Origin of the sequence: Legionella adelaidensis, from assembly GCF_900637865.1 — a bacterium.
Taxonomy (GTDB): domain Bacteria; phylum Pseudomonadota; class Gammaproteobacteria; order Legionellales; family Legionellaceae; genus Legionella_A; species Legionella_A adelaidensis.
The window spans coordinates 40,759-63,385 of record NZ_LR134418.1; the positions used below are offsets into that span (position 1 = coordinate 40,759).

Here is a 22,627-nt window from a genome sequence, read left to right on the forward strand (position 1 = left end):
CTCTTCTTGCGAGTGTACCAAAGTACATCCCTTACCTGTTGCGATGGAGGGGTAAATTTTAATAAGGGATTGAAAATTTATCTCCGTGCAAATGCTCTCGTAAAAGCAAATGTGCCCGCAAAAAATCCTTTCTAATCTTTTGATGTACATATTAATTTTGATGGAATATACTGCGCGCGATTTTATTCACCATGCACAGTGGGAATAAAATGAGTTTTAAGAAAAATAATAATAAGGATTTACACATGATGTTTAAGAAAATTGCAACCGCTACCCTCTCATTAATTGCCATTTCAGCTTTTTCCTCTGCAAATGCTGAAACATCCCACTCTTGTTCATTAGAAGTAGCGGTTTCGAGCCCTCCGGTAGGATTTGACCAAAGCGTTGCCTTTAATATAAATTCGGCTAACGGAATTAATCGCTCGGTAACACTGAAAGGTGGCAGCTCTCCCAAGTTGTTAGACCAACTTATCTGCTCTGATGTGCCTTACACAATTACAGCTACACAATTCTTCTCACCTTCCTTTAACTTAGGCTCTGGTGCTATAGGAACTTGTGTTTTAAAAGCAGGTGATATTATTTTAGGTCAAGCCAATAATAGTATTTCTGTGGTATTTCCTAACGATTTTAACTGTAAGTAACTACTCATGGGTGTGGTGCCAAAGGCACCACATTTAACCCCCTGGATGATTGTTAGGTCTTTCGGCCCAACTTACATAAAACTCCATCCAATTGAACTTGAAGCCAAGTAACTAATATTATTTTGATTGCCATTCCAATTTTGCGAAACAGGGAAAGAAATACCCACTTGTACGATTAGTTTTTCTGTAGAAAACCATATAGATGGCGTTAAGTAAATTATATTTCCCCCTGTGTTCGGTTCAATAAGGCCATCTATTTTATTTCTTTCCGTATACTGTCCATCGATTTCTAATATACCGCTAAAGATAAATTTATCGGGTTGGCTGCTAATATTGCGTCCAATCCCTGCTTGATAGTAGTAAAGAGACCCTAAGTGCACATGCTCTCTAGGGGCAATCCATGTAAACCCGGGCGAAGCAAACCATAACCAATTTGTATATGTTTGGTTATAAGTCGTTCCTATAAAAAAACTGGGAGACCCATAACCAGTTGCTGGATTCTTACTGTAGGACCCTGTAGGTAAAGAGAAGTTTCCGACAATGGTCGCGGTTGACTCGTGTCTTTTATCAGACGTTTCATAAAAACCGTATTCCCCTTGGAATACAGTATCGCCAATACCTGTAGAATGCCTGGATCCTGATCTATTCTTAAGAGCATAAGGCATAGTCAATAAGATAGAAGCTGAATCACTCAACCCATAAAGTAATGTAGGGGCTGCGGAAAAATTGTAAACAGAAAGGGAACTATATAAATAATCAAGTTCTCCAAATATTTGTAACTGGTCTTTTGATATAAGATTTTGTCCAAATGAATAAAATGGACCAGGAATTTGCGAAGCAGGTAATGAAAAAAAGCCTTCCTTTGGCGGTTCAGAATCCGGAGTTTCTGCATAAGCAAGCGACAAAGAAGAAAAGAAAATTAGCCATAATATATACTGCTTACTATTTTTCTTTCCCATAGTTACGCCAAAAAATTTCTAAATTCCCATAAATTTTCATTGTTCCTTTCAGGTTCTGCAAAGTCCGTATATTTAGGATTTTTATAGGTAAGAGGAGTCCAATTGACCGAGCGAGAAACAAACTTGCCGAGATAAGGTTTAGCAGTTTTCATTATTTCTTTATGAGGCAGGCTTTCTGGCAAATTGACACCTCGATTGGGATTTTTAATCATCCATAAAATAGCGCTGACGACCGAAATAGCAACCTGTACCAGCGTGGCATTTTCCCCAGGCAATAATTTTCTTGCTTGATGGATATCCAAAATGCTCCCTACCCACCATGAATTAAAATCATGGCCCATTAATAAAATACCTAATTCATCATAACCCTCAATAATTTCCTCTTTTACTAATCTCTGCGTTGGTTGTAAATTAAAACGACGCATTTTATATTCGTGCACCGAATTAATAGCATAATCTGCCGGACAATAAGCATAATAAACACTGGGGCGGTAACGGGCTTTATAATTATCCCATACAGTTAAATAATCGGAGAGGGAAAATGCCTCACCATGACGAATAACCATCCCTATAATTTCTCCAGAAGGAACCCATGAGCGTACCCACGTATCCAGCCCCATTTGCGTAAGACAAATTTGATTCTGAGGTCCATGTATATGGGAAGCAGCATTCTTCGGTAAATTCTTTTCATGAGTCCCCCACCCAAGCTCGGCTGGCGCTATCGCTTCTTCCGCTAAGCCCTCAACAGACCACGTATTAACAAACTCATTGGGTTTTTTAGGGCTATGTATTACTTGCGTGTCCCTTTCACTAATATGGATAACCTTCGTTCCAGTTATTTCAGCAAGACCAGGAAAATTATCTTCATTTAAAAATTTTTCCAACAATTTCCTTCGCGGATCTTGCGGTTTTGTTCGTAGAATTTTTTCCGCAATGTCTTCCAGTCCAATTTTTGCAAAATGCGAAACCAATCCGGGATTAGCTCCGTGATCAAGAACTGCGGTAGATCCTTTAGTATCAAACCATAATTTTTCATTTTTTCGTAATTCCATGTGTCGCGCATACAAAGTAAGTTCGGTAAACGACTTATTACTTAATTCATCCAGGTCCCAAATCTCAAGGGAAGTATTAATATACATAACGCCTTGATCATGACACCAATTGAGCACTTCCATACTATTAATATAGGTAGATAAATCGACGAGTAAATCACCGGTAGAAACATACGTCTGTAAAACTGCATTTAAATTTTCGCGGGTAATTTGTTTTTGGATAAACGTTAATCCTTGTTCAATCCAAGGATGAAGAACTTCTGTTTTATCCAGAAAATCAATTACGAGTATCCTCGATGGGGAAATTTCCAGGTGGCGTAGCAAGAGCGGTAACGTACAGCCCGCAACTCCTCCAAAGCCAATCATAATGATTTTATGTGGAAAAGAAGTTGTCATTCTATTCTTTCTCTCTCATCCTTGAATTTAATGTCTTATTATTGATTTAATGTCAGTTTAGCCAAGATTGCCATTAAATTTGAGAAATTTTTTCCAAATAATTTCTTATTATTAAGGACGAACTATATATTGCTAAGGAAAACCATGACTCTCATTCCCTTTACTCCTGAAATTCGTCTAGACCAAATTACAGCCGAAAATTATTGGGACATCAGTGCAAAACCAAAAATAGAACGCGAAAATATTGCAAAGTTATTAGTGGAGTCCCTCACTGAGCAAGATTTTCTTCTAGTTGTAAGCCATCTTTCAGACGTTTGTTTTACTGTTTGCGGTCCTCTTTTTATACGACAAGGAGCCAGTAATTTTTTAGCAGATCTTATTAAAAGGTATGTTGATACCTATGATGGGGAAAAAATCGCGGAATTATTTAATTTGGAGGGTCCGCAGGGATTAGGTAAATATACATTTAGCCAGCGAACTGTCGCTTTAGTAAATACCCTTGTTACCAAAGCGAGGGAGAAACAAGCTGCCACTGGCAAACCGGAATATTTTGACTACCTGGCTGCCAATATTACCAATAAAGTTTGGCAACCTATTATTGCCAATCGTCTCGCACCTACGCACGAATTAGCTAAGCAATTACAACAGTTTGCTTTAAATAAAGAAATAGGTCATAAAATTTTACACCAATGTATTATTGCGTACGAAGAAGAAGCTTATGCTGATTCTGTCCACAGTAGTCCTTCATATACCTATGCTTTTACGTGGACACAAGACCAAGAACAAAGATATGGCATAGCCCTCGATACCCTTAGAAAAACAATTAATGAAGTAATCTCAAAACCACATCTAAAAAAAGATGCTGAAAAAATAATTATACAAATCGAATCGCATAAATTAGCTAAAGATATTAATCCCGATACCCTTATCGCTTGTTTAGTAAACAATAAACAATTCTTAACAGCCAGAATAAGGAAAGAACAATATTTAGAGCAAGCAGAAAAATTGAAGGGGGTTGGTTTCAAAATATTGGGCGGTTTAATGATAGCATTTGCGATAGCTCTTATTACCAGCGGCTTTTTCTTAACAAGCATCCCCATAGGTGTAAATATAGCGTTTCTAACAGGCGGTTTTTTTATCGGTACTATGGGAATGCGTTTTTTTAAAAAGCCTGATATAAAAGCAAGCGATGCGGAAAATGACAGGAGTGAGCTTAATGTGGGCATTGCCCTCTAGTAAAAAAAAAATGCTATATTGGCGTGGCTTTTAAAGCAGTATAACTTAACTCTGTAGTGAGGATTATCATGGTAAAAAAAATAAGAATGGCAGCAGTTTCGCTACTTTCCATTTGCGTATTAACCGCACATGCCGAACCCGAGCAAAATTGTAAAGTAGAATTAGCTGTTTCCACTGCCGTACAGGGAAATGAACGCGTAGCATTTAACATCACCAATGGTGATGCTGGCATCAATTATTCAGTTACTTTAAAAGGTGGGAGCGCACCCGCAGTTATTGATCAACTGCCCTGTGACTTTCAAATACCTTACACCATCAGTGCAACTAGTTATAGCGCAGGTACGCTTACTGATCAGCAAATTGGGCAATGCATACTTAAGGCAGGTGCAGTCAAACTCTCCCTACCCAATAACAGTGTCTCCGTAGTCTTCCCTAACGATTTTATTTGTTAAAAGTCATTTTTATTTATTTACCTTCTCCTAGTAGTTATAACCTGGTTGCTGGTCAACCAGGTTTGAAATCCTTCATTTCGTAAGATAAAAAACTGGTTAACCAGTAACCAGGCTGCATTATTTGCATATAAATTATACAATGGCACAAAAAATGCACTATTTTTATAGAGAGGGCATTGGAATTTCTATACATGAATCTTGTCGCAAAATTACAGCAAGGATTTAGTTTACTGGAAGTTTTGATTAGTGTGGTTATTTTAGCAATTGGCTTGTTAGGTATTGCCTCCTTACAAGTTAATATGATTCGTTATAACCACTCTGCTCAATTACGTTCCATTGCCATTGCTCAAGCAGAAAGCATGTTAGACCGCATGCGTGCCAATTATACCGGTGTAAAGAGTGGACTTTATAACTCTCTGTCTGGTATTCCCTCCCTCCCTTCTTGTACAAATTGTACTGCGGCAGAGTCCGCTTTGCGCGATCTAAATTTATGGAATACAACAAACTCTAAACTTTTACCTTCGGGTCAAGGTACAGTAACTAAAAATGGAAATCATTATGTTGTGACTGTCCGCTGGGATAATAATCGCACCGGTGTAACCGGCTTAGGGTGTAGCGGTAATGAGAAAGTAGACCTCACCTGCTTGACCATGGAGGTGCGATTATGAAAGGCTTTTCTATTATTGAAGCGATGATTGCTATCACCCTGGGAACCTTATTAGTTGCTACCGCAGGTTCTGTATATATTTCTAATAAAAATACGTTTCGTATTCAAGAAGCGCTATCACGATTACAAGAAAATGGCCGCGTGGCAAATTATTTTTTAAATAAAGAAATTCGCATGGCTGGCTTCCAAGGATGTGCCGGCGAAAATTTCGTAACCATGACCAATAACGTCAAAGATCCCTCAAAAGTGTTACTTTATGACACTCCTTTGTATGGTTTTGAAGGACTCGCCGGTGCCTTTAATCCTAATTTACCTACCCATTTAACCGGCAAAGTACTTGCGGGCACTGATGCTATAGAAATACGCATGGCAGCGAATACCGGGGTGCAATTGCGCTCTGATATGAATAAATCCAATAATCCAATTTTAGTTTATGACCGCTTGGGGGTTAAAGCGGGAGAGGTAGTGGTTATTAGTAATTGCCTGGTAGGAGATATTTTTATTGCTGGCGGGGATACCAATGCCACGGCGATCACCCATACTGTCACGAATAATCTTTCCAATGATTTAACAACCGCCTATACCGCGGGCGCTCAGGTCATGCGTTACATATATTATGCTTTTTATGTTAAAGACTCAGGCCGTACTAATGGTGACAATCAACCCATTTATGCACTTGTCCGCCAGGATGTGTTGGGTAATGAGGTTGAAATTGTAGACGGCATTGAACGAATGAAAATTAGTTATGGGGTTGATTTAAATAGTGATAAAACGGCGGATCGTTATCAAACTGCAGCAGAGGTTAATAGTGATAATAATTGGAATAAAGTAATCAGCATCAAATTAAATTTACTCTTCGCTACTATAGAAAATGTGGCTCCACGACCCCAATCCTATCAATTCAATGGGGTAACTTATACACCCACTGACCGCAAATTACGCCGGGAATGGGAAAGTTACATAACTATTCGTAATAGGGGGTTACCGTCATGATAAAACAATGCGGCGCCACCCTGGCAGTGACTTTAATCATGCTTTTTTTAATTACTTTGCTAGGTGTAAGCACTATGCAAGTCACGAGCATGCAGGAAAAAATGGCTTCAACATTACAAGATAAAGAATTATCTTTTAATGCGGCGGAAACTGCTTTAGCAGCGGGGGAAAGTTGGCTAATGAGTTTAAGTATCCTCCCACCCGCAGTATCTACCTGCAACCCCTTTCCCTGTGTGCAAGCCCCCTATCAAAATTTAGTAGTTACAGCACAAACAAACACTTGGTGGGAAACAAATTCAGCCGTATATAATACCTCCCTCACAAATATTACTACCCAACCGCGATATTATATTGAGGCTCTGCAATTTGTACCCGACTCCCCTGTCATTGGCGACTCTTCTGTAAAAAGTAAAGGGGTTACTTACTATCAGGTAACCGCTAGAGGTACAGGCTCTACCACCAGTTCAGTAACTATTTTACAAACCTCATTAGGCAGGAGGTTTTAATATGAAACGTTATTTACTGCCTTTGCTAGTGCTATTTAGTACACCCGGTTTTGCTGCCACCTTGAACTTATCACAAACGCCTTTATTTTTAACTGATAGTGTCGCGCCTTTAACACTTTTTGTGGTAAGCCGCGATCATAAACTATATTTTGAGGCTTATGATGATGCATCCGATATTGATGGCGATGGCGTTATTGACATTCAGTTTAAGCCTAGTATTTCTTATTATGGTTATTTTGATAGTAAAAAATGTTATTCCTATGATTCCTCTGGTCAATACTTTTACCCCACCTCAGTTACCCAAACAGGAACCTGCCCAGGCACCTGGAGCGGTAATTTTTTAAACTATTTAACCATGTCAAGGCTCGATGCCCTGCGCAAAGTGCTCTATGGAGGATATCGTTCTACTGACTCCACCAGCACCACTATTCTTGAGCGCTCCTATATTCCGCAAGACGCACACAGTTGGGGTAAGGAGTACAGAAGTTTATTTGTAAATGGATATAATATTAGTGATTACACTCCTTTTTCTGCACCAACTTATAGTACTTATTACCATTTATTTGCCAATACCACACTTAGAAACAGCACGAATGTACCGCTTCTTCGCGTTGCCTTAAATCAACCTTACCGCATTTGGGAATGGGTAAGTATTGAAAAGCCCGTTGCGGGATCACGGGTGCAAAATGGTAGTACCGGACCTACTATTTCTGGTGTGACTAATTATGTTGTTCGCGTAAAAGTTTGCGATAGCAACGTAGGTCTGGAAGAGAACTGCCGTACCTATCCAAATAGTTCCACTAAAAAACCCATAGGACTGTTACAAGAGTTTGGGGAAAATAATTCGATGTACTTTGGTTTACTAACGGGTTCTTATAATAATAATTTGCAAGGAGGGGTGCTACGTAAAAATATTTCCTCTATCGTGGATGAAATTGACCTATCTACCGGGCAATTTACCTCTGTTAATGGCATTATCGGTACTTTAAATCGTTTAACCGTTTCCGGTTTTCAAACGGATTATAATTACGACTGTGGATTAATTGTCACTCGTAATATTGTAAATGGTGAATGCCAGATGTGGGGTAATCCTTTGGCGGAAATGGTGTATGAGGCCGTTCGCTATTTTGCCGGGAAAGCCTCTCCTACCCCCAGTTTTGATTACAGCGGTGGAACAGACTCCACGCTTGGGCTTGCTAAACCTACGTGGGTTAATCCTTATAGTCAATATCCGCGCTGTTCGAAAGCCAATATAGTAGTAGTCAGTGATTTACCTTCTTATGATAGCGATCAAGTGCCAGGAAATAGTTTTACAAGCTTCTCCGGCGATCTAACCCCTTCTTTAAATGCTTCCTCGCTTGGCCAACAAATATTTTCTGGGGAAGGACTGACTAGCAGCTCCTATTTTATTGGTCAATCAGGAAGCGTAGCGAATGGAGCCCCTACTCCAAAAACAGTGAGCAGTTTTGGTAATATCCGTGGTCTTGCCCCTTATGAAGCGAACTCTCAAGGTAGTTATAATCTTGCAGATGTTACTTATTATGGATACATCAATGATGTGAACTCTGCCTCAGGCAAACAAAATATCAAATCCTTTATGGTTTCTTTATCAGCCCCCGCCCCGCAGATTACTTTAAAAGTAGGCAATAAGCCTATTACCATTATTCCTTTTGCTAAATCCGTAAAGGGCTTAAGTATTGACGCGACACAAGGAGCTTATCAACCAACCAATAATACGGTAGATTTTTATTTTGAATCATTAACAGATACCAGCGCGGTTTTTCGCGTTAATTTTGAAGATGTCCAACAAGGTTCTGACTTTGATATGGATGCAATTGTTAGATATACCGTCAATGTAGATAGTGATAGTAGCCTTAGTGTAACCATACAAAACTTAAGTGCCGCGGGAAGTATCACTCAACATTTAGGCTATATTATTTCCGGTACGACAGCGGACGGGGTGTATCTTGAAATTCGCGATGTAGACACTGCTTCTTACAATGATATTGACTATTTCCTGGACACCCCTCCTGGAAAAAAACCCGGTGAAGCGTGGCAAGATAATCTTGCGTTACCCACTTCAGCCACGCGTACCTTTTCACCCAGTAGCTTACCTTCTGCCAACCTACTCGAGTCTCCTTTATGGTATGCAGCAAAATGGGGGGGATTTAACGATTTAAATAAAAACAATATTCCCGATCAAACACGCGAGTTTGACGCAAGCAACAGCGGAAATCCCGATAACCATTTCTTTGTAACCAATGCTAATAATTTAAAAGCACAGCTAGGAAAAGCACTTTCACAAATTTTAGAAAGAGTAGGTTCTTTTTCTTCTGCCGCTTTGAGTAGCGGTTTTCTCGAGACAGAAACACAAATCTATCAAGCAATTTTCCGTACCACTGATTGGAGTGGCCAATTACTGGCTTTTGGTATTGATCCAGTTACCGGCGATATCCTCACAAACGGGAATGGTTCTGCCGGAGCAGTATGGGATGCAGCTCAACAACTTAATTTGGTAAATTTCAACACTGGCAGAAACATAATTACTTATAAACCCTCTTTAAATAAAGGCATTCCATTTCGTTGGCCTTCGCTCCCTGCTTCTCCTTCTAGCAATGAATTAGATGCCTCTCAAATTACCTTGCTTAATACAAACCCCATTAATGCTGTATTAGATAATTTAGGCAGTTTGCGTTTGAATTATCTCCGTGGTAGTAAATCATCAGAAGTTAAAAATGGAGGAACATTTCGTAATCGCAGTACTTTATTAGGGGATATTATTAATTCAAACCCCATAGCAGTGGGCATACCGGAACAACAATACCCTGCATATTGGGGTGATTCAGAACCTGAAAATAGTAACCCGTACAGCAGCTTCCGACAGAATAATCTCAACCGTAAATCGGTCATTTACGTAGGGGCGAATGATGGTGCTTTGCATGCTTTTGACTCTTCTACCGGAGATGAGTTATTAGCCTATATACCTTCTGCAATATACAGCAAATTAAATCTTCTTAGCTCCGATACTTATAGCCACAATTATTTTGTGGACGGCTCCCCTACCGTGATTGACGTTTTTATAAATAACCAATGGCGAACAATTATCTCCGGGGGGCTGAATGGGGGTGGACAAGGCGTATACGCTTTAGATGTTACTAATCCAGGAACTTTCAGCGAAGGTAATGCTTCCAGTATTGTTAAATGGGAGTTTACTGATGCTAACGATATAGATCTCGGATTTACCTATAGCCAGCCTTCAATTGTGCGTCTGGCTAATGGTGAATGGGCTGCTATTTTTGGCAATGGTTATAATAATACCTATTCGGATGGTAGAGTAAGCTCTACGGGAAATGCAGTTTTATATATAGTTAACATTTCCACTGGCGCGATTATTAAAAAATTTAATACCGGCGTGGGAATGAGCGCTGATCCTTTAAATCTTGCAAGACCTAACGGTATGTCCACTCCGACGGTTGTAGATAGCGACGGTAATTTCATAGCTGATTTAATTTATGTAGGCGACCTTTTTGGTAATGTATGGAAAATAGACATTTCTTCTAGCAACACGTCTCAGTGGGATTTTTCATTTAAGTCAGGAAGCAGTCCAGTACCGTTTTTTGTAGCAACTGATGCAAATGGAAAAAGACAAGCGATTACATCAAAAATCTCCGTATCGCGTATAGCTAATAGCGCCACCGGCTTGCAAATATATGTAGGTACGGGCCGTTATATTGAAAATGCCGATAAAACCGATACGAGTCTTCAAACTGTCTATGCATTACGCGATGATAGTGCTACCACCATTTCAGGTAGGGCTTTTTTAAGACAACAAACGATTATTGAAGAAGCCGGTGATGTCCGAGTAACTAGTAACAACCAACTGTCCAATAATGATAGAGGATGGTATTTAGATCTAGCTGTTAATGGGGTTCTAAAAGGCGAGCGTATCATTTCCAATATGATCTATCTGGATAAAAAACTTATTTTTTCAACAATTATTCCCACCTCTGATCCTTGTGATTTTGGAGGGGAAAGCTGGCTTATGACCTTGGATGCATTTACCGGAGCCCGGCTAATCAATCCGGTATTAGATGCCGATAATAGTGGTACCGTAGATACTAACGATACCGTTGCCATAGTAGAAGCAGGTAATACAGTGAACGTTGCCGTTAGTGGTATTAAGTCACAAGTAGGCCTTATTTCTACACCTGCTATTGCGCATATTGCCGATGGCGCTATCGCTTATATGGCCGGTACCAGCGGTGAAATACAAAAGACTACACTGGATTTGGGTACAACAAGAATGGGTAGACAATCATGGAGGCAATTACAGTAGGATTGTGCAGAAAATCCAGTATTTCACTCTCTTACGGTCGCGGCTCTGTTATTGGAATCACAGAGCCGCGACCGTGAGGAATGGAAACCTTGATTACCCCGACTTAATTAAACTTTAGCTCCCCGTCCACCTCATTCACTTTTATTTTATCCCCGGGTCCAAATTTACCTGTTAATAACGCCTGCGCCAGAGAATTTTCTAGTTTTTGTTGAATGACCCGTTTTAATGGTCTTGCACCGTATACAGGGTCATATCCTGCTTCGGCCAAATAATTCAGTGCTTTGGGATCAACAATTAATTCTATATCCTGCACCTGTAAACGTTTTTTTAGATTATTAATTTGAATAGTAGCAATATTGCCAATTTGCTCTTTGCTCAATGGGTGGAAAACAACGCTATCATCAATACGGTTTATAAATTCGGGGCGGAAATGCTGCCCTACTAACTCCATAACCGCTTCTTTAATTTCCTCGTATTTTGCATGCTTGTGACTCATTTCCTGTATTAAATGTGAGCCGAGGTTAGAAGTCATCACAATAACAGTATTGCGAAAGTCCACTGTTCGTCCTTGTCCATCCGTTAACCGACCATCGTCCAATACTTGGAGTAAGATATTGAACACATCCGTATGCGCTTTCTCTATTTCGTCTAGCAAAATAACAGAATAAGGTCTTCTTCTTACTGCTTCCGTTAAATACCCTCCTTCCTCATATCCCACATAACCAGGAGGTGCACCAATCAGGCGAGCTACCGAATGCTTTTCCATAAACTCAGACATATCGATGCGCACCATTGCCTCGACTGTATCAAATAAAAATTCCGCTAAAGCTTTACATAATTCTGTTTTTCCTACGCCTGTAGGGCCTAAAAATAAAAAGGACCCAATGGGACGGTTCGGATCAGACAATCCTGCACGTGAACGCCGAATAGCATTAGCAACTACATCCACCGCTTCATTTTGCCCAATAACCCGTTTATGCAACGCTTCTTCCATGTGTAATAACTTTTCTTTTTCCCCCTCAAGCATTTTAGCTACGGGTATTCCTGTCCATTTAGAAACAACCTCGGCAATTTCCTCTTCTGTCACTTTATTACGTACTAATTTGGTTTCCTGCTGCTCTGATTGGTTAACCTGTTCCAGTTGTTTTTCTAATTCAGGAATACGCCCATATTGAAGCTCGGACATTCTTCCGAGATCTCCTGCTCTTCTTGCCGTTTCCAATTCAATTTTTGCTTTCTCAAGGGCTTCTTTGATATGTGTTGCTCCTTGTAATACTGCTTTTTCTGATTTCCAAACTTCTTCTAAGTCAGAATACTTTTTCTCTAATTCACCAATAGTTTCTTCTAAATCATCTAAACGTTTTTTAGAAGCTTCATCCGATTCTTTCTTTAAAGCTTCCCTTTCAATTTTTAACTGAATTAACCGCCTATCCAGTTTGTCTAAAGCTTCGGGTTTGGAGTCAATTTCCATGCGAATTTGACTACCGGCTTCATCGATTAAATCAATGGCTTTATCTGGTAGTTGGCGATCAGTAATATAGCGATGAGAAAGAGTTGCCGCAGCGACAATGGCAGGGTCAGTAATTTCCACCCCATGGTGTACTTCATACCGTTCTTTTAAGCCGCGCAAGATAGCAATAGTATCTTCGACGCTAGGCTCATTAACCAGGATCTTTTGAAACCGACGCTCTAGCGCTGCGTCTTTTTCAATATATTGACGGTATTCGTCCAAGGTAGTGGCACCTATACAATGCAACTCACCGCGGGCTAAGGCAGGTTTTAACATATTACCTGCATCCATAGCCCCTTCTGCTTTCCCCGCTCCTACCATTGTGTGCAACTCATCGATAAAGAGGATGATTTGTCCCTCTTGTTTCGCTAAATCTTTTAAAACTCCTTTTAAACGTTCCTCAAACTCCCCCCTAAACTTCGCTCCGGCAATTAATGCTCCCATATCCAAAGAAAGTAAGCGTTTATTTTTAAGACCTTCGGGAACTTCACCATTTACAATACGTTGTGCCAAACCTTCTACAATAGCAGTTTTACCTACTCCTGGCTCACCAATTAATACCGGGTTATTTTTCGTACGTCTTTGCAATACTTGAATAGTACGACGGATTTCATCATCTCTGCCAATAACAGGGTCCAGCTTCCCTTGTTCTGCGCGTTCCGTTAAATCGAGGGTATATTTTTCCAAGGACTGGCGTTGTTCTTCTGCATTAGGATCATTTACTGCCTCCCCACCACGTAGTTCGTCAATTGCTTTCTCAACAGCTTTTTTATTGGCTCCTGCTTGCTCTAATAACTTACCGAGACTGCCTCCCTCTTCCATTGCGGCTAAAATAAAAAGCTCACTGGAAATGAAATTGTCTTTACGCTGTTGGGCTAATTTATCAGTAAGATTTAATAAGCGATTAAGACTATTGGAAATGTGTACTTCTCCAGCCATTCCCCCAGATACTTGTGGCAATCGTTCCAACGCTTGATCAAGTTGGGTTCGTAATTGCGCTATATTCACTCCTGCTTTGGAGAGCAGCGGGCGACAACTCCCTCCTTGTTGATCCAGTAATGCTTTCATTAAATGTTCCGGTTCAATGAAATTATTATCTCTTCCTAATGCTAATGATTGAGCATCAGCTAAAGCCATTTGAAACTTGGAGGTGAGTTTGTCCATTCGCATAATAAAAAACCTTATTTTTGAGATTTAAATTGATCTTTATCTACCGTAAAATGTGGCTTCATTATAAAAAAATCAAGTAGATAGTATGAATAATAATTCCCCCGCAGAAAATGAATCGCAGCTATTACTGAATAAAATTATTTTAGAATATATGCGCGATCAGAAGCGCAGACGGTTTTGGCGTTGGGTTATCCGAGTTATTATTTTTCTTTTTATTTTATGGATTTTATATTCTATTCTGGCTAAACAAACGGACACCAAAGAAACAAAAACAACCCCCCATGTAGGCGTCATTGATCTCAAAGGCACCATTTTTGACGATCAAAGCGCCAATGCCGACAACCTAATGAAGAGCATGGAAAAGGCTTATAAAAATAATAACATGAAAGCCATGATCCTTCGTATTGATAGTCCAGGTGGTAGCCCGGTACAAGCGGATTATATGTATAACACCGTTCGCTATTTCCGCAAAAAATATCCTGATATCAAAGTGTATGCGGTTTGTGTAGATGCTTGCGCTTCTGCTGCCTACTATGTAGCAGCAGCGGCAGATGAAATTTATGCCAGCCCCTCAAGTCTCGTAGGCTCTATTGGCGTTCTCTATAATGGTTTTGGCTTTGTCGACACCCTGCAAAAACTAGGCGTAACGCGTCGACTTTATACTTCAGGAGAAAACAAAGGATTTATGGATCCTTTTTCCCAAGTGACGCCGGATCAAGAAAAGCTTTTAAAACAAATGCTAAATATCATTCATCAACAATTTATTGATAAGGTGAAAGAAGGTAGAGGCAACCGACTCATTATTGGCCCGGAAACATTCTCAGGTCTCTTTTGGACCGGTGTACAAGCCAAACAGCTAGGCCTGATAGATGGTTTTGCCAGCCCCGGCCAACTAGCCAGAGAGATTATTAAAGTTGAAAAAATGGTCGACTACACCTACAAAGAAAATGTAATCGATAGACTGGCTAAAAATATTGGCTCAGCGATGATGGATAAATTGCCTACAGCATTAGGATTACGCGAGGGGTTTAAATAAGTGTAGGTTGGTGCCAAGGGCCCAACCAATCAATCTCATTCAACATGATTGTTGGGCCTATCGGCGCCAACCTACATTTTTAACCCACATTCTCTATCAACCGCTGATGGATATTCCCAAACCCCCTGTTACTCATAACCAAAACCGCATCTCCTTCCTTAGCCTCTTCGGCTACCTTTGCCACAATGTCATCAACCGTTGCTAAAATAAAAAAAGAAGAAGGCCAATCTTTGGCGATGGTCTGAATATCAAAGTCATGTGGGTTCAACACGAATGCTTGATCGGCAAGTCTTAATGCCTCCGTCATTTGTTCCGAATGCACTCCTGTTCGCATAGTATAGGAAGCAAACTCTAATACAACATTAATACGTTTATGTCTTTGGCTATTTTTTAAAGCTTCAAGCGTTCGTCTAATAGCGGTAGGATGATGAGCAAAATCATCATAAATAGTAATACCATTCTTACACCCGCGTATCTCTAAACGCCTTTTTACTGGAGTAAAATGCATTAAAGCCTCCGCTGCCTTAGCAGGTTCTACTCCTGCGTGATTACTGGCAGCGAGGGCAGCGAGAGCATTTTCTACGTTGAATTGTCCAATTAAAGACCAATTAATTTCCGCAACACATTTCCCTTGATACCAAATTTCAAACCGGCTTCCGGTGTCATCTAATAATTTTGCTCGCCAATCGGCATTGTCGTCTAAAGAAATTTCTTGTATAGGGCAATAACATCCTTTATCAATTACGGCATTTAATGCCGTATCATTTTTCGGTTTAATAACCAAACCATTACCAGGGATAGTTTTTAAAAAATAGTGGAATTGTTGTTGAATCGCTTCCAGGTTACTGTAAATATCCGCATGATCAAATTCTAAATTATTGAGAATAGCGACTTCAGGATGGTAATGGATAAATTTAGGTCGCTTATCAAAAAAAGCACTATCATACTCATCTGCTTCAATGACAAACCACTCACCTTCCCCTAAGTGCGCACTGGTTTTAAAGTCACTAGAAACTCCACCTATTAAAAAACCCGGATTTAACCCGGCATAATGAAGTATAAAAGCAAGCATAGAAGTAGTAGTAGTTTTACCATGCGTTCCTGAAACCGCAAGTACTTTGTAACGCGACAAAATATTTTCCGCAAGCCACTGCGGGCCAGAAATATAAGGACGACGGGCATTTAATACGGCTTCCATTACTGGCATCCCCCGTTTTATTGCATTCCCTACAATTACACAATCGGCTTTTAAAGCGGTAGTGGAATCACTGTATCCCTCCGTCCATTCAATACCTTTATCCCGCAATAAATCGCTTATGGGAGGGTAACAATGCTCATCACTCCCTGTGACGGTATATCCTGCTTCTCTGGCAAGAATTGCCAAAGCACTCATAAAAGTTCCACTAATACCCAGAATATGTAAATGCATAGTTATCGCCAAAAAGAAATAGTTAAAATATTAGTTGCTAATAGCCCAACGCTAGCAAGCACAGCGGGAAAATAAGGAAGGGATAAAGCTTCCTTATAAATGTAAACTGTGAGAATAAATTGCCAGGCCGTTAAAATCAACGTAGCCAGTAAATAAAGAATACCTAAAAGCATCAGAGGAGAAGAAATCTCTCCATTAGTGGAGACCACGGGCATGAATAATAGTAATGGAATAGCAAAAATATGAATAATAAAATGGCAAGCAAAAAGAGAGGTAAGAGTTTGCACAAAGCGGTTATAAACACCGAGGGCCTTTAATAAAATACCTGTATAGAGCGTATAAGAAACTATTAATGCTATAGCCGCAAAAATGGCACCTAAATAAGTGAACTGCAGTTCAATATGCGACCATTCCCATTGAAAAATCATTATAGTCAAATAAAGACAAGCAACCAGAACTAATAAAAGCAAAGAATGAGGGGTATTAGCCGGAGAATCTTTAAAAATAGTCACTTGCCAATATTTTTTAATTAATGTTGCCCACATTAACTTTCCCTTTTAAAAATACTTACTTGTTGCACTATGGGATCCTTCCAGGGCCCTGTTACCGTATAAGTATACCCACTAATTTTTTGCATGCTACGATTGATAATTTTGCTCGCCACCCAGGTTGCTATGCCCGCGATAGGCCCACCGGCAATAGTCGCTACAACGGGAAGACTTGCGGTAATATGAGGATTCACTCGCAAATCTACATTATATAGCTTTTGGACTAAATCCAAATCACCGACCATACTTGCGTAAGCCACCGGTCCATCTATATAACTATCCTCCGTATGCATTACCCCATTTTTCACTACAAAGTTACCTTTTAACTCATCAAAACTATACCCGGAATCTGCCAAATCGCTAAAATCCAGCTTTAGACGTCTTGGTATCGTTTGTAAGCTCAAAATACTGAGTAGTTTACCCATACCTAATTTTTTTTGGGTGTCGGGGCTTAGTTGGGTTATTCGCCCGTCTTCTAATTCTAAATACAAATCTCCATTTAATTTTTTTAAAGCAAACGCATTAACCCCGCCACTCCAGCCACCTTTAAAATAAATTTGTCCTTTCTCTGCCTCAATAGCCGGGGAAATATCCCAACGCACTAAAGTTTGTCCCAAATCTTTTATTTTCATCGTAGCTTCTACGTCGGTACGGTTAATTTTACCCTCTTTCAGCCAATTCCCTTTTACGCTAATACTGTATGCCGGAGAGGCTATTTTACAACTTTCAATTTGCAAGCGATTACCCGTACTTTTACTTTCGAGATTTACACTACCCAGGTTCATTTTTCCCACTACAAAATCATCGATGGTTAAAGAAAGATTGGGAATTTTATCAGGTGAGAGCTCCATGAAGGTTTTATTTTTTTCAGAACTCGAAACCAAGGAGTTTTCAAGTATTAAATGTTTAATAGATCCATTAATGCTATTTTCTTTACCTTGATAAAGTAACTGCCCTTCAATGGCTTTTTGTTGGATTGCCACTTCCCAACTGGCCTCTCCTTTCTTAATTGCTTGAATGGCAATGTCATTTATTTCATTTTGATTAAAAAGAAGAGAATGGATACTCACATCAATTGTTTTAATCTTATCTTTTAATGGCGAAGGGCCTTCTTCGGGAATTGACGCAAATACTTTTGTCCATTTATTCCAATCAAATACCGGTAATGTCCCAGTAATATCGATACCGTCTTCTTCGGGTAAATTTGCATCCCCTGGGCCAAAATGAATTTCACCTTTCTTTAAAACATATCCTTTTTTCTTACTGGCAACCCAAAAATTGCTGCTCAGTTGATTGTTATAATTAAATTGTAAATGCACTGCTTTTTTTGGATTAAAGTTAACATCTACCGAGAGTGGGGTTCTATCCGTAAAATTTTTATTAAATGGAGGAGGTAACTTTAAAGCAACACCCTCCAGATCACTGTTTATTCTAATATGATCCAAATCATTCGGGTCGTCAGTTAAGGTGATTATTCCTTCTAACGCTAAGTGTCCTTGCATGAAAGAAAAAATTGGAAAGTTGAATTTGTTTTTTAAAACCTCAATGGTGGTATTCCCTAGTATCTGCAACTCTGTATAAGGTTGTGGATTATTCCGAACGGAACGTACATGTAAAGAAACCGGATCACCCATCAAAACAGCTTCTAAAGCACTATTGGTTACACCATCTTGGTCAAAAAGTAAAATACCGTTGATATTAGTGACTGGAATATCATTTATTGGATGGTGCACCACGACGTTGTTGTCATTAAAAGTTACCGAACCTTTTGCTAACAATTTATCGTTTTCGGGATAAAGAGGAATTTCCAATTTCAAATCCAGATTCAATAATCCATCCATGGAAAGCGTTTGGAGGCGTGATAATATTTTATTCAATGGCGAATGTGTTACATAATTAAGTGCCGCGTTTGCAGGTGCTTCGACTTTACCATGAATATACATAGTATCTTTCTGACCTAAATCTTCCACACGTAAATTTATCTCATGTGCCGAAATATTTAATAATTCGGCATTGATAACGTTGGCTTCCAAGATCCGTTTATTTACTTGTAAAGACCCTTCAATATTACGGGTGATAGGCCATTGTTCTTTAAAAATTAAATCTACGCCATGTAAGTAAGTATTAATAGAAAATTCGCCTGGGTAGATATCGAAGGGAAAATCATTTACTAACCCATTAACCTTTACTTCACCACTTAATTGCCCAATACGTTTAATGTCATTTTTTAACCAGGTATTTAATTTTGGTTTTATGTATTTAGCTGGAACGTAGGGAAGCCACTGTTGGGCATTCGTTGCAGAAAATGAACCACTCAAACGCAATAATCCACCAGTGGGTGCAGAAGGATTATCCCAAGCACCTTCACCACTTATTACTAAATCGGGATGGGCAATAACCAAGCGCTCGAAAGTAATACGGGTACCATGACTTAATTCTTTCCAGTCTACTATGGTATTCATCTCTTTAAATACTATGGGAGGAAGTTTTGCTCGCGGTTTTAACGCCATATGTTGTGAGGAAATCTCCACCCTTCCCTCATTAGGTTGCCAATAAAGAACGCCTGATAAATGACTGACGCCTGGAATTTCTTTGGTTAGTGGCCAATGCAAATTATCAAATTGGGTTAATACATAAGTAGGCTGGCTATTTCTAATTTCAATTTGATTGTACAGTAAGTTGCCATCAGGATTTATTTTGAGAAAAGGTTTCAGATTGTCAGGCCACGCAATATCGGCTTGCAAAAGAGGTTTTAGCAACAATTTTTCAACAAAAATTCGATAAAAATCCTCGGAAACCCGGTATTCTATTAGTAAAGAGTTTTCCGGCCACACTTGGGTGGGGGTTTTTAACCTAATATGATCGCCGGTAACGCGCCACCCGTCTTTGCGAGGCTGCCAGGCCAGATTAGCCATAAATGAAGAAATAGTATTTTTTACCGTGGAGTTTTGTTTAGTCCATACCCAATTGGCAATACTTAATTGACTTTGTAAATTAACAACTTTTCCTTTCTCAATGTCTATCCAGAAATCTACATTGGCCGCTCCTTTTTCTATTGTAAGCGGAAGTTGGGGGTAAAAACTTTGCCATTGGGCAGGATAAAAATTCTTTAAGGATAGAAAAACATTTCCAAATATTTTTTTCCAGTTACCAGGGTTGATTTCCAGGTCCGCTAAAAAAGTTACTGTGGTCGGTTGCGCTTGATTTAACCGTGCGGCTCCTTTAAGTTTGTATCTTCCATAATGATTTTTTGCGGTTAAGAAAATATTATCTAAAGGAAGCACCATCCCATTTTGTAAGTAAACAGTTGCACTTACTTCTTTTATAATTATTTTCTTTTGTGCGAGTAGCCAATTAGCTACTAAATAATATGTATTGGGATCAAGGGTCATCCTTTGATTTGTCTGAAAACCCGCAACTTCCCAGCCATTGTCTGTTTGCTTAATCGTAAGATTTACTTTATCAACATAAAAAAGACCGGGCTGCAAACTCCAATGCCACAGAGAGCTTAAAATATCAATGCCAATAAATAGCTTATTAAGAGTAATTTTATGATGCGTTTGATCAGAAAGTGAAACATTATCCAGCTTTAAAACGGGTTGAAACCAGTACCAACCGGTCTCCATCGTTTTAATAGAAACGGGTTGCCCTAACATTAATGATAAATGTTGCTCGACTTCACCCTTATATTGCTTAGCCCAAGGTGTTAATGCGCGAAAAACACTAAAAATGATCGCTAAAAGGATAATAAAAATTGCAAAAGGAACCCAAACTTTTTTAATATATTTATTCACGTTTACGTGCTTGTTCGTCTAGTTGTTTTAGGAAGGCAAGCCTTTCAGCAATTTTAAGCTCCAGACCCCTGTCAACGGGCTTATACCAAGTCTGCGAAGACATTCCTTCGGGAAAATAGTTTACATCTGCTGCATAACCATAAGGCTCATCATGAGCATAACGATAAGCTGCGCCATAACCTAATTTTTTCATAAGATGAGTCGGAGCATTGCGAAGATAAATCGGTACTTCCCGTGATTTATCTTTTTTCACAAAAGCCATGGCTTCATTAAAAGCAGTATATCCGGCATTACTTTTAGCTGCTGTGGCCAAATAAATAACCGCTTGCGCTAATGCTAACTCTCCTTCCGGCGTTCCTAAACGTTCATACGTTGTGGCCGCATCATTGGCAATTTGAAGAGCACGGGGATCGGCAAGGCCAATATCCTCCCACGCCATACGAATGATTCTCCTGGCAAGATATTTGGGATCCACTCCGCCATCTAGCATCCTGCATAACCAATACAAAGCCGCATCAGGACTAGAACCGCGTACAGATTTATGTAAAGCCGAAATTTGATCATAAAAATTTTCACCGCCTTTATCAAAGCGCCGGCCACTTTGTACAAGCACATTATTAATAAATTCCGCGTTAATTTCTGTTTTCTCTAAGGTAAGCGCCGCTGTATTTACTTGCTCTAACAAGTTTAAAAATCGACGCGCATCTCCATCTGCATAGGAGATTAGCATTTTAATCGCTTCTTCTTCAAAATTGAGATGCGAGAGAACTTTGGTGTGTGCACGTTTTAAAAGTTCTCGCAATTCTTTATCCGTTAACGGTTTCAATACATACACTTGCGCTCTGGAAAGTAAAGCAGAAATGACTTCAAAAGAAGGATTTTCGGTTGTCGCACCTATAAAAGTGATAAGACCCGATTCCGTATATGGGAGCAATGCATCTTGTTGCGCTTTATTAAAGCGATGAATCTCATCAATAAAAAGAATAGTATGCCTATTTTTGGCCTGATAATTTTTAGCTTCCTCAACCGCCGCTCGTATATCTTTTACCCCCGAAAAAACGGCAGATAAGGCAATCCATTCACAATCGAAAGTATTAGCGGTTAACTTGGCAATGGTAGTCTTGCCTACTCCCGGGGGACCCCAAAGAATCATGGAATGCAACTTTCCCGACTCAAAAGCTAAACGCAATGGTTTTCCTGGCCCCAAAAGGTGCGATTGGCCGATTACCTCATTTAAGGTGGTCGGCCTTAATAATTCAGCGAGAGGGGGAGGGAGAGGGGATGTCATTGCTGAACCACATCTACCCCTTTGGGTGCCTTAAATTTAAAGAGACTGGATGATAAAGAAGGGTTCGTTTTAATGTTACTTAACGTCACATGCGTGTGCTGCCCTAATTGATCAAATAATTCCATCCCTTTTAAGGTTTCTCCTTCAAAAATTAATTTTACGCGTTGAAAATTAGCCTTACTTGATTTGGCTTTTAAATCGAAATATTCTAAATTTCCTTTGCTGGATTCAGTAACATTAAAATCTCTATTAACCGTATCGTCATACCCGCTTAAAAAAAGACCTGCAGTCCCACCTATACCTTTTTGTTGTTTTTTAACTGTCACTTGTTCTAAATCGACATCATAAACCCACAAACGGTTCCCATCAGCCACTACTAATTGCGGCATAGGACTTTTAGTCTGCCAGCGAAATTTTCCTGGCCTGGATAAAGCCATGGTTCCTGAAGAACGAGAGACTTGTTTTTTCTTAGCCTTTACTACTTGAGAAAAACTAGCGCTCATAGTCCGTATCGCATTTAATTTATCTTGCACCTTAACTGCGGCATCCTCCGCAAAACAAAATTGCGAAAGCAATAAAAAACTACCCAATACTATTTTTTTCATTTTCTCTCC

General features: G+C 39.6%; 16 protein-coding genes. 8 read left to right on the top strand and 8 right to left on the bottom strand.

What is annotated here, in order from left to right:
* Positions 1–245: 245 nt before the first annotated feature.
* Positions 246–641, top strand: coding sequence for a hypothetical protein (locus EL206_RS01345; RefSeq protein WP_232048498.1), 396 nt, complete (start codon positions 246–248; stop codon positions 639–641).
* A 71-nt stretch (positions 642–712) separates the two neighbouring features.
* On the opposite strand, the gene EL206_RS01350 is transcribed toward EL206_RS01345, so the two are convergent.
* Both EL206_RS01350 and EL206_RS01355 read right to left on the bottom strand, forming a co-directional pair.
* Entirely contained in the window at positions 713–1,600 is an 888-nt protein-coding gene (locus EL206_RS01350) for a transporter family protein (RefSeq protein WP_058461274.1), read from the bottom strand.
* Between the two features lie 2 nt (positions 1,601–1,602).
* Positions 1,603–3,048: a saccharopine dehydrogenase C-terminal domain-containing protein gene (locus EL206_RS01355; protein ID WP_058461273.1), complete on the bottom strand. Its 1,446-nt coding sequence runs from the start codon at positions 3,046–3,048 to the stop codon at positions 1,603–1,605.
* A 144-nt stretch (positions 3,049–3,192) separates the two neighbouring features.
* On the opposite strand from EL206_RS01355, the gene EL206_RS01360 reads away from it, so the two are divergent.
* The 6 genes from EL206_RS01360 to EL206_RS01385 all read left to right on the top strand — a co-directional run bounded on the left by EL206_RS01360 (position 3,193) and on the right by EL206_RS01385 (position 11,238).
* Entirely contained in the window at positions 3,193–4,284 is a 1,092-nt protein-coding gene (locus EL206_RS01360; protein ID WP_058461272.1) for a TMEM14 family protein, read from the top strand.
* Positions 4,285–4,352: 68 nt separating this feature from the next.
* Positions 4,353–4,736, top strand: a complete 384-nt coding sequence (locus tag EL206_RS01365; RefSeq protein ID WP_058461271.1) for a hypothetical protein — start codon at positions 4,353–4,355, stop codon at positions 4,734–4,736.
* A 191-nt stretch (positions 4,737–4,927) separates the two neighbouring features.
* Entirely contained in the window at positions 4,928–5,404 is a 477-nt protein-coding gene (gene pilV / locus EL206_RS01370) for a type IV pilus modification protein PilV (RefSeq protein WP_058461270.1), read from the top strand.
* Positions 5,401–6,396 carry a PilW family protein gene (locus EL206_RS01375; protein WP_058461269.1) on the top strand — a complete coding sequence of 332 codons (996 nt, stop codon included), beginning with the start codon at positions 5,401–5,403 and terminating at the stop codon, positions 6,394–6,396. The genes pilV and EL206_RS01375 overlap by 4 nt, the downstream gene beginning before the upstream one ends.
* The gene (locus EL206_RS01380; protein ID WP_058461268.1) at positions 6,393–6,902 is read left to right on the top strand and encodes a pilus assembly PilX family protein; all 510 of its coding nucleotides are present in this window, start codon (positions 6,393–6,395) and stop codon (positions 6,900–6,902) included. The genes EL206_RS01375 and EL206_RS01380 overlap by 4 nt, the downstream gene beginning before the upstream one ends.
* A 1-nt stretch (position 6,903) precedes the next feature.
* The gene (locus EL206_RS01385; protein WP_058461267.1) at positions 6,904–11,238 is read left to right on the top strand and encodes a pilus assembly protein; all 4,335 of its coding nucleotides are present in this window, start codon (positions 6,904–6,906) and stop codon (positions 11,236–11,238) included.
* A gap of 103 nt (positions 11,239–11,341) precedes the next feature.
* Here EL206_RS01385 and clpB read toward each other — a convergent pair whose 3' ends face one another.
* Positions 11,342–13,918: an ATP-dependent chaperone ClpB gene (clpB, locus tag EL206_RS01390; RefSeq protein ID WP_058461266.1), complete on the bottom strand. Its 2,577-nt coding sequence runs from the start codon at positions 13,916–13,918 to the stop codon at positions 11,342–11,344.
* Positions 13,919–14,003: 85 nt separating this feature from the next.
* Between clpB and EL206_RS01395 the strand changes: the two genes are divergently transcribed.
* Positions 14,004–14,954, top strand: a complete 951-nt coding sequence (locus tag EL206_RS01395) for a S49 family peptidase (protein ID WP_058461265.1) — start codon at positions 14,004–14,006, stop codon at positions 14,952–14,954.
* A 79-nt stretch (positions 14,955–15,033) separates the two neighbouring features.
* On the opposite strand, the gene mpl is transcribed toward EL206_RS01395, so the two are convergent.
* Genes mpl through lolA form a run of 5 tightly spaced genes read right to left on the bottom strand, consistent with a single transcriptional unit; the run spans position 15,034 to position 22,618 of the window.
* Positions 15,034–16,383 carry a UDP-N-acetylmuramate:L-alanyl-gamma-D-glutamyl-meso-diaminopimelate ligase gene (gene mpl / locus EL206_RS01400; RefSeq protein ID WP_058461264.1) on the bottom strand — a complete coding sequence of 450 codons (1,350 nt, stop codon included), beginning with the start codon at positions 16,381–16,383 and terminating at the stop codon, positions 15,034–15,036.
* A gap of 2 nt (positions 16,384–16,385) precedes the next feature.
* Positions 16,386–16,928 carry a hypothetical protein gene (locus tag EL206_RS01405; protein WP_058461263.1) on the bottom strand — a complete coding sequence of 181 codons (543 nt, stop codon included), beginning with the start codon at positions 16,926–16,928 and terminating at the stop codon, positions 16,386–16,388.
* Entirely contained in the window at positions 16,928–20,725 is a 3,798-nt protein-coding gene (locus EL206_RS01410) for a YhdP family protein (protein ID WP_058461262.1), read from the bottom strand. Before EL206_RS01410 ends, EL206_RS01405 begins: the two co-directional genes overlap by 1 nt.
* Positions 20,718–22,013: a replication-associated recombination protein A gene (locus tag EL206_RS01415; protein ID WP_058461261.1), complete on the bottom strand. Its 1,296-nt coding sequence runs from the start codon at positions 22,011–22,013 to the stop codon at positions 20,718–20,720. The genes EL206_RS01410 and EL206_RS01415 overlap by 8 nt, the downstream gene beginning before the upstream one ends.
* Entirely contained in the window at positions 22,010–22,618 is a 609-nt protein-coding gene (lolA, locus tag EL206_RS01420) for an outer membrane lipoprotein periplasmic chaperone LolA (RefSeq protein WP_058461260.1), read from the bottom strand. The genes EL206_RS01415 and lolA overlap by 4 nt, the downstream gene beginning before the upstream one ends.
* Positions 22,619–22,627: the final 9 nt, after the last annotated feature.

Excerpts from the sequence above, each read along its gene's own strand:
- EL206_RS01345 (WP_232048498.1), top strand. The coding sequence starts at position 246 with ATGATGTTTAAGAAAATTGCAACCGCTACCCTCTCATTAATTGCCATT.
- EL206_RS01350 (WP_058461274.1), bottom strand. The coding sequence starts at position 1,600 with ATGGGAAAGAAAAATAGTAAGCAGTATATATTATGGCTAATTTTCTTT.
- EL206_RS01355 (WP_058461273.1), bottom strand. The coding sequence starts at position 3,048 with ATGACAACTTCTTTTCCACATAAAATCATTATGATTGGCTTTGGAGGA.
- EL206_RS01360 (WP_058461272.1), top strand. The coding sequence starts at position 3,193 with ATGACTCTCATTCCCTTTACTCCTGAAATTCGTCTAGACCAAATTACA.
- EL206_RS01365 (WP_058461271.1), top strand. The coding sequence starts at position 4,353 with ATGGTAAAAAAAATAAGAATGGCAGCAGTTTCGCTACTTTCCATTTGC.
- pilV (WP_058461270.1), top strand. The coding sequence starts at position 4,928 with ATGAATCTTGTCGCAAAATTACAGCAAGGATTTAGTTTACTGGAAGTT.
- EL206_RS01375 (WP_058461269.1), top strand. The coding sequence starts at position 5,401 with ATGAAAGGCTTTTCTATTATTGAAGCGATGATTGCTATCACCCTGGGA.
- EL206_RS01380 (WP_058461268.1), top strand. The coding sequence starts at position 6,393 with ATGATAAAACAATGCGGCGCCACCCTGGCAGTGACTTTAATCATGCTT.
- EL206_RS01385 (WP_058461267.1), top strand. The coding sequence starts at position 6,904 with ATGAAACGTTATTTACTGCCTTTGCTAGTGCTATTTAGTACACCCGGT.
- clpB (WP_058461266.1), bottom strand. The coding sequence starts at position 13,918 with ATGCGAATGGACAAACTCACCTCCAAGTTTCAAATGGCTTTAGCTGAT.
- EL206_RS01395 (WP_058461265.1), top strand. The coding sequence starts at position 14,004 with ATGAATAATAATTCCCCCGCAGAAAATGAATCGCAGCTATTACTGAAT.
- mpl (WP_058461264.1), bottom strand. The coding sequence starts at position 16,383 with ATGCATTTACATATTCTGGGTATTAGTGGAACTTTTATGAGTGCTTTG.
- EL206_RS01405 (WP_058461263.1), bottom strand. The coding sequence starts at position 16,928 with ATGTGGGCAACATTAATTAAAAAATATTGGCAAGTGACTATTTTTAAA.
- EL206_RS01415 (WP_058461261.1), bottom strand. The coding sequence starts at position 22,013 with ATGACATCCCCTCTCCCTCCCCCTCTCGCTGAATTATTAAGGCCGACC.
- lolA (WP_058461260.1), bottom strand. The coding sequence starts at position 22,618 with ATGAAAAAAATAGTATTGGGTAGTTTTTTATTGCTTTCGCAATTTTGT.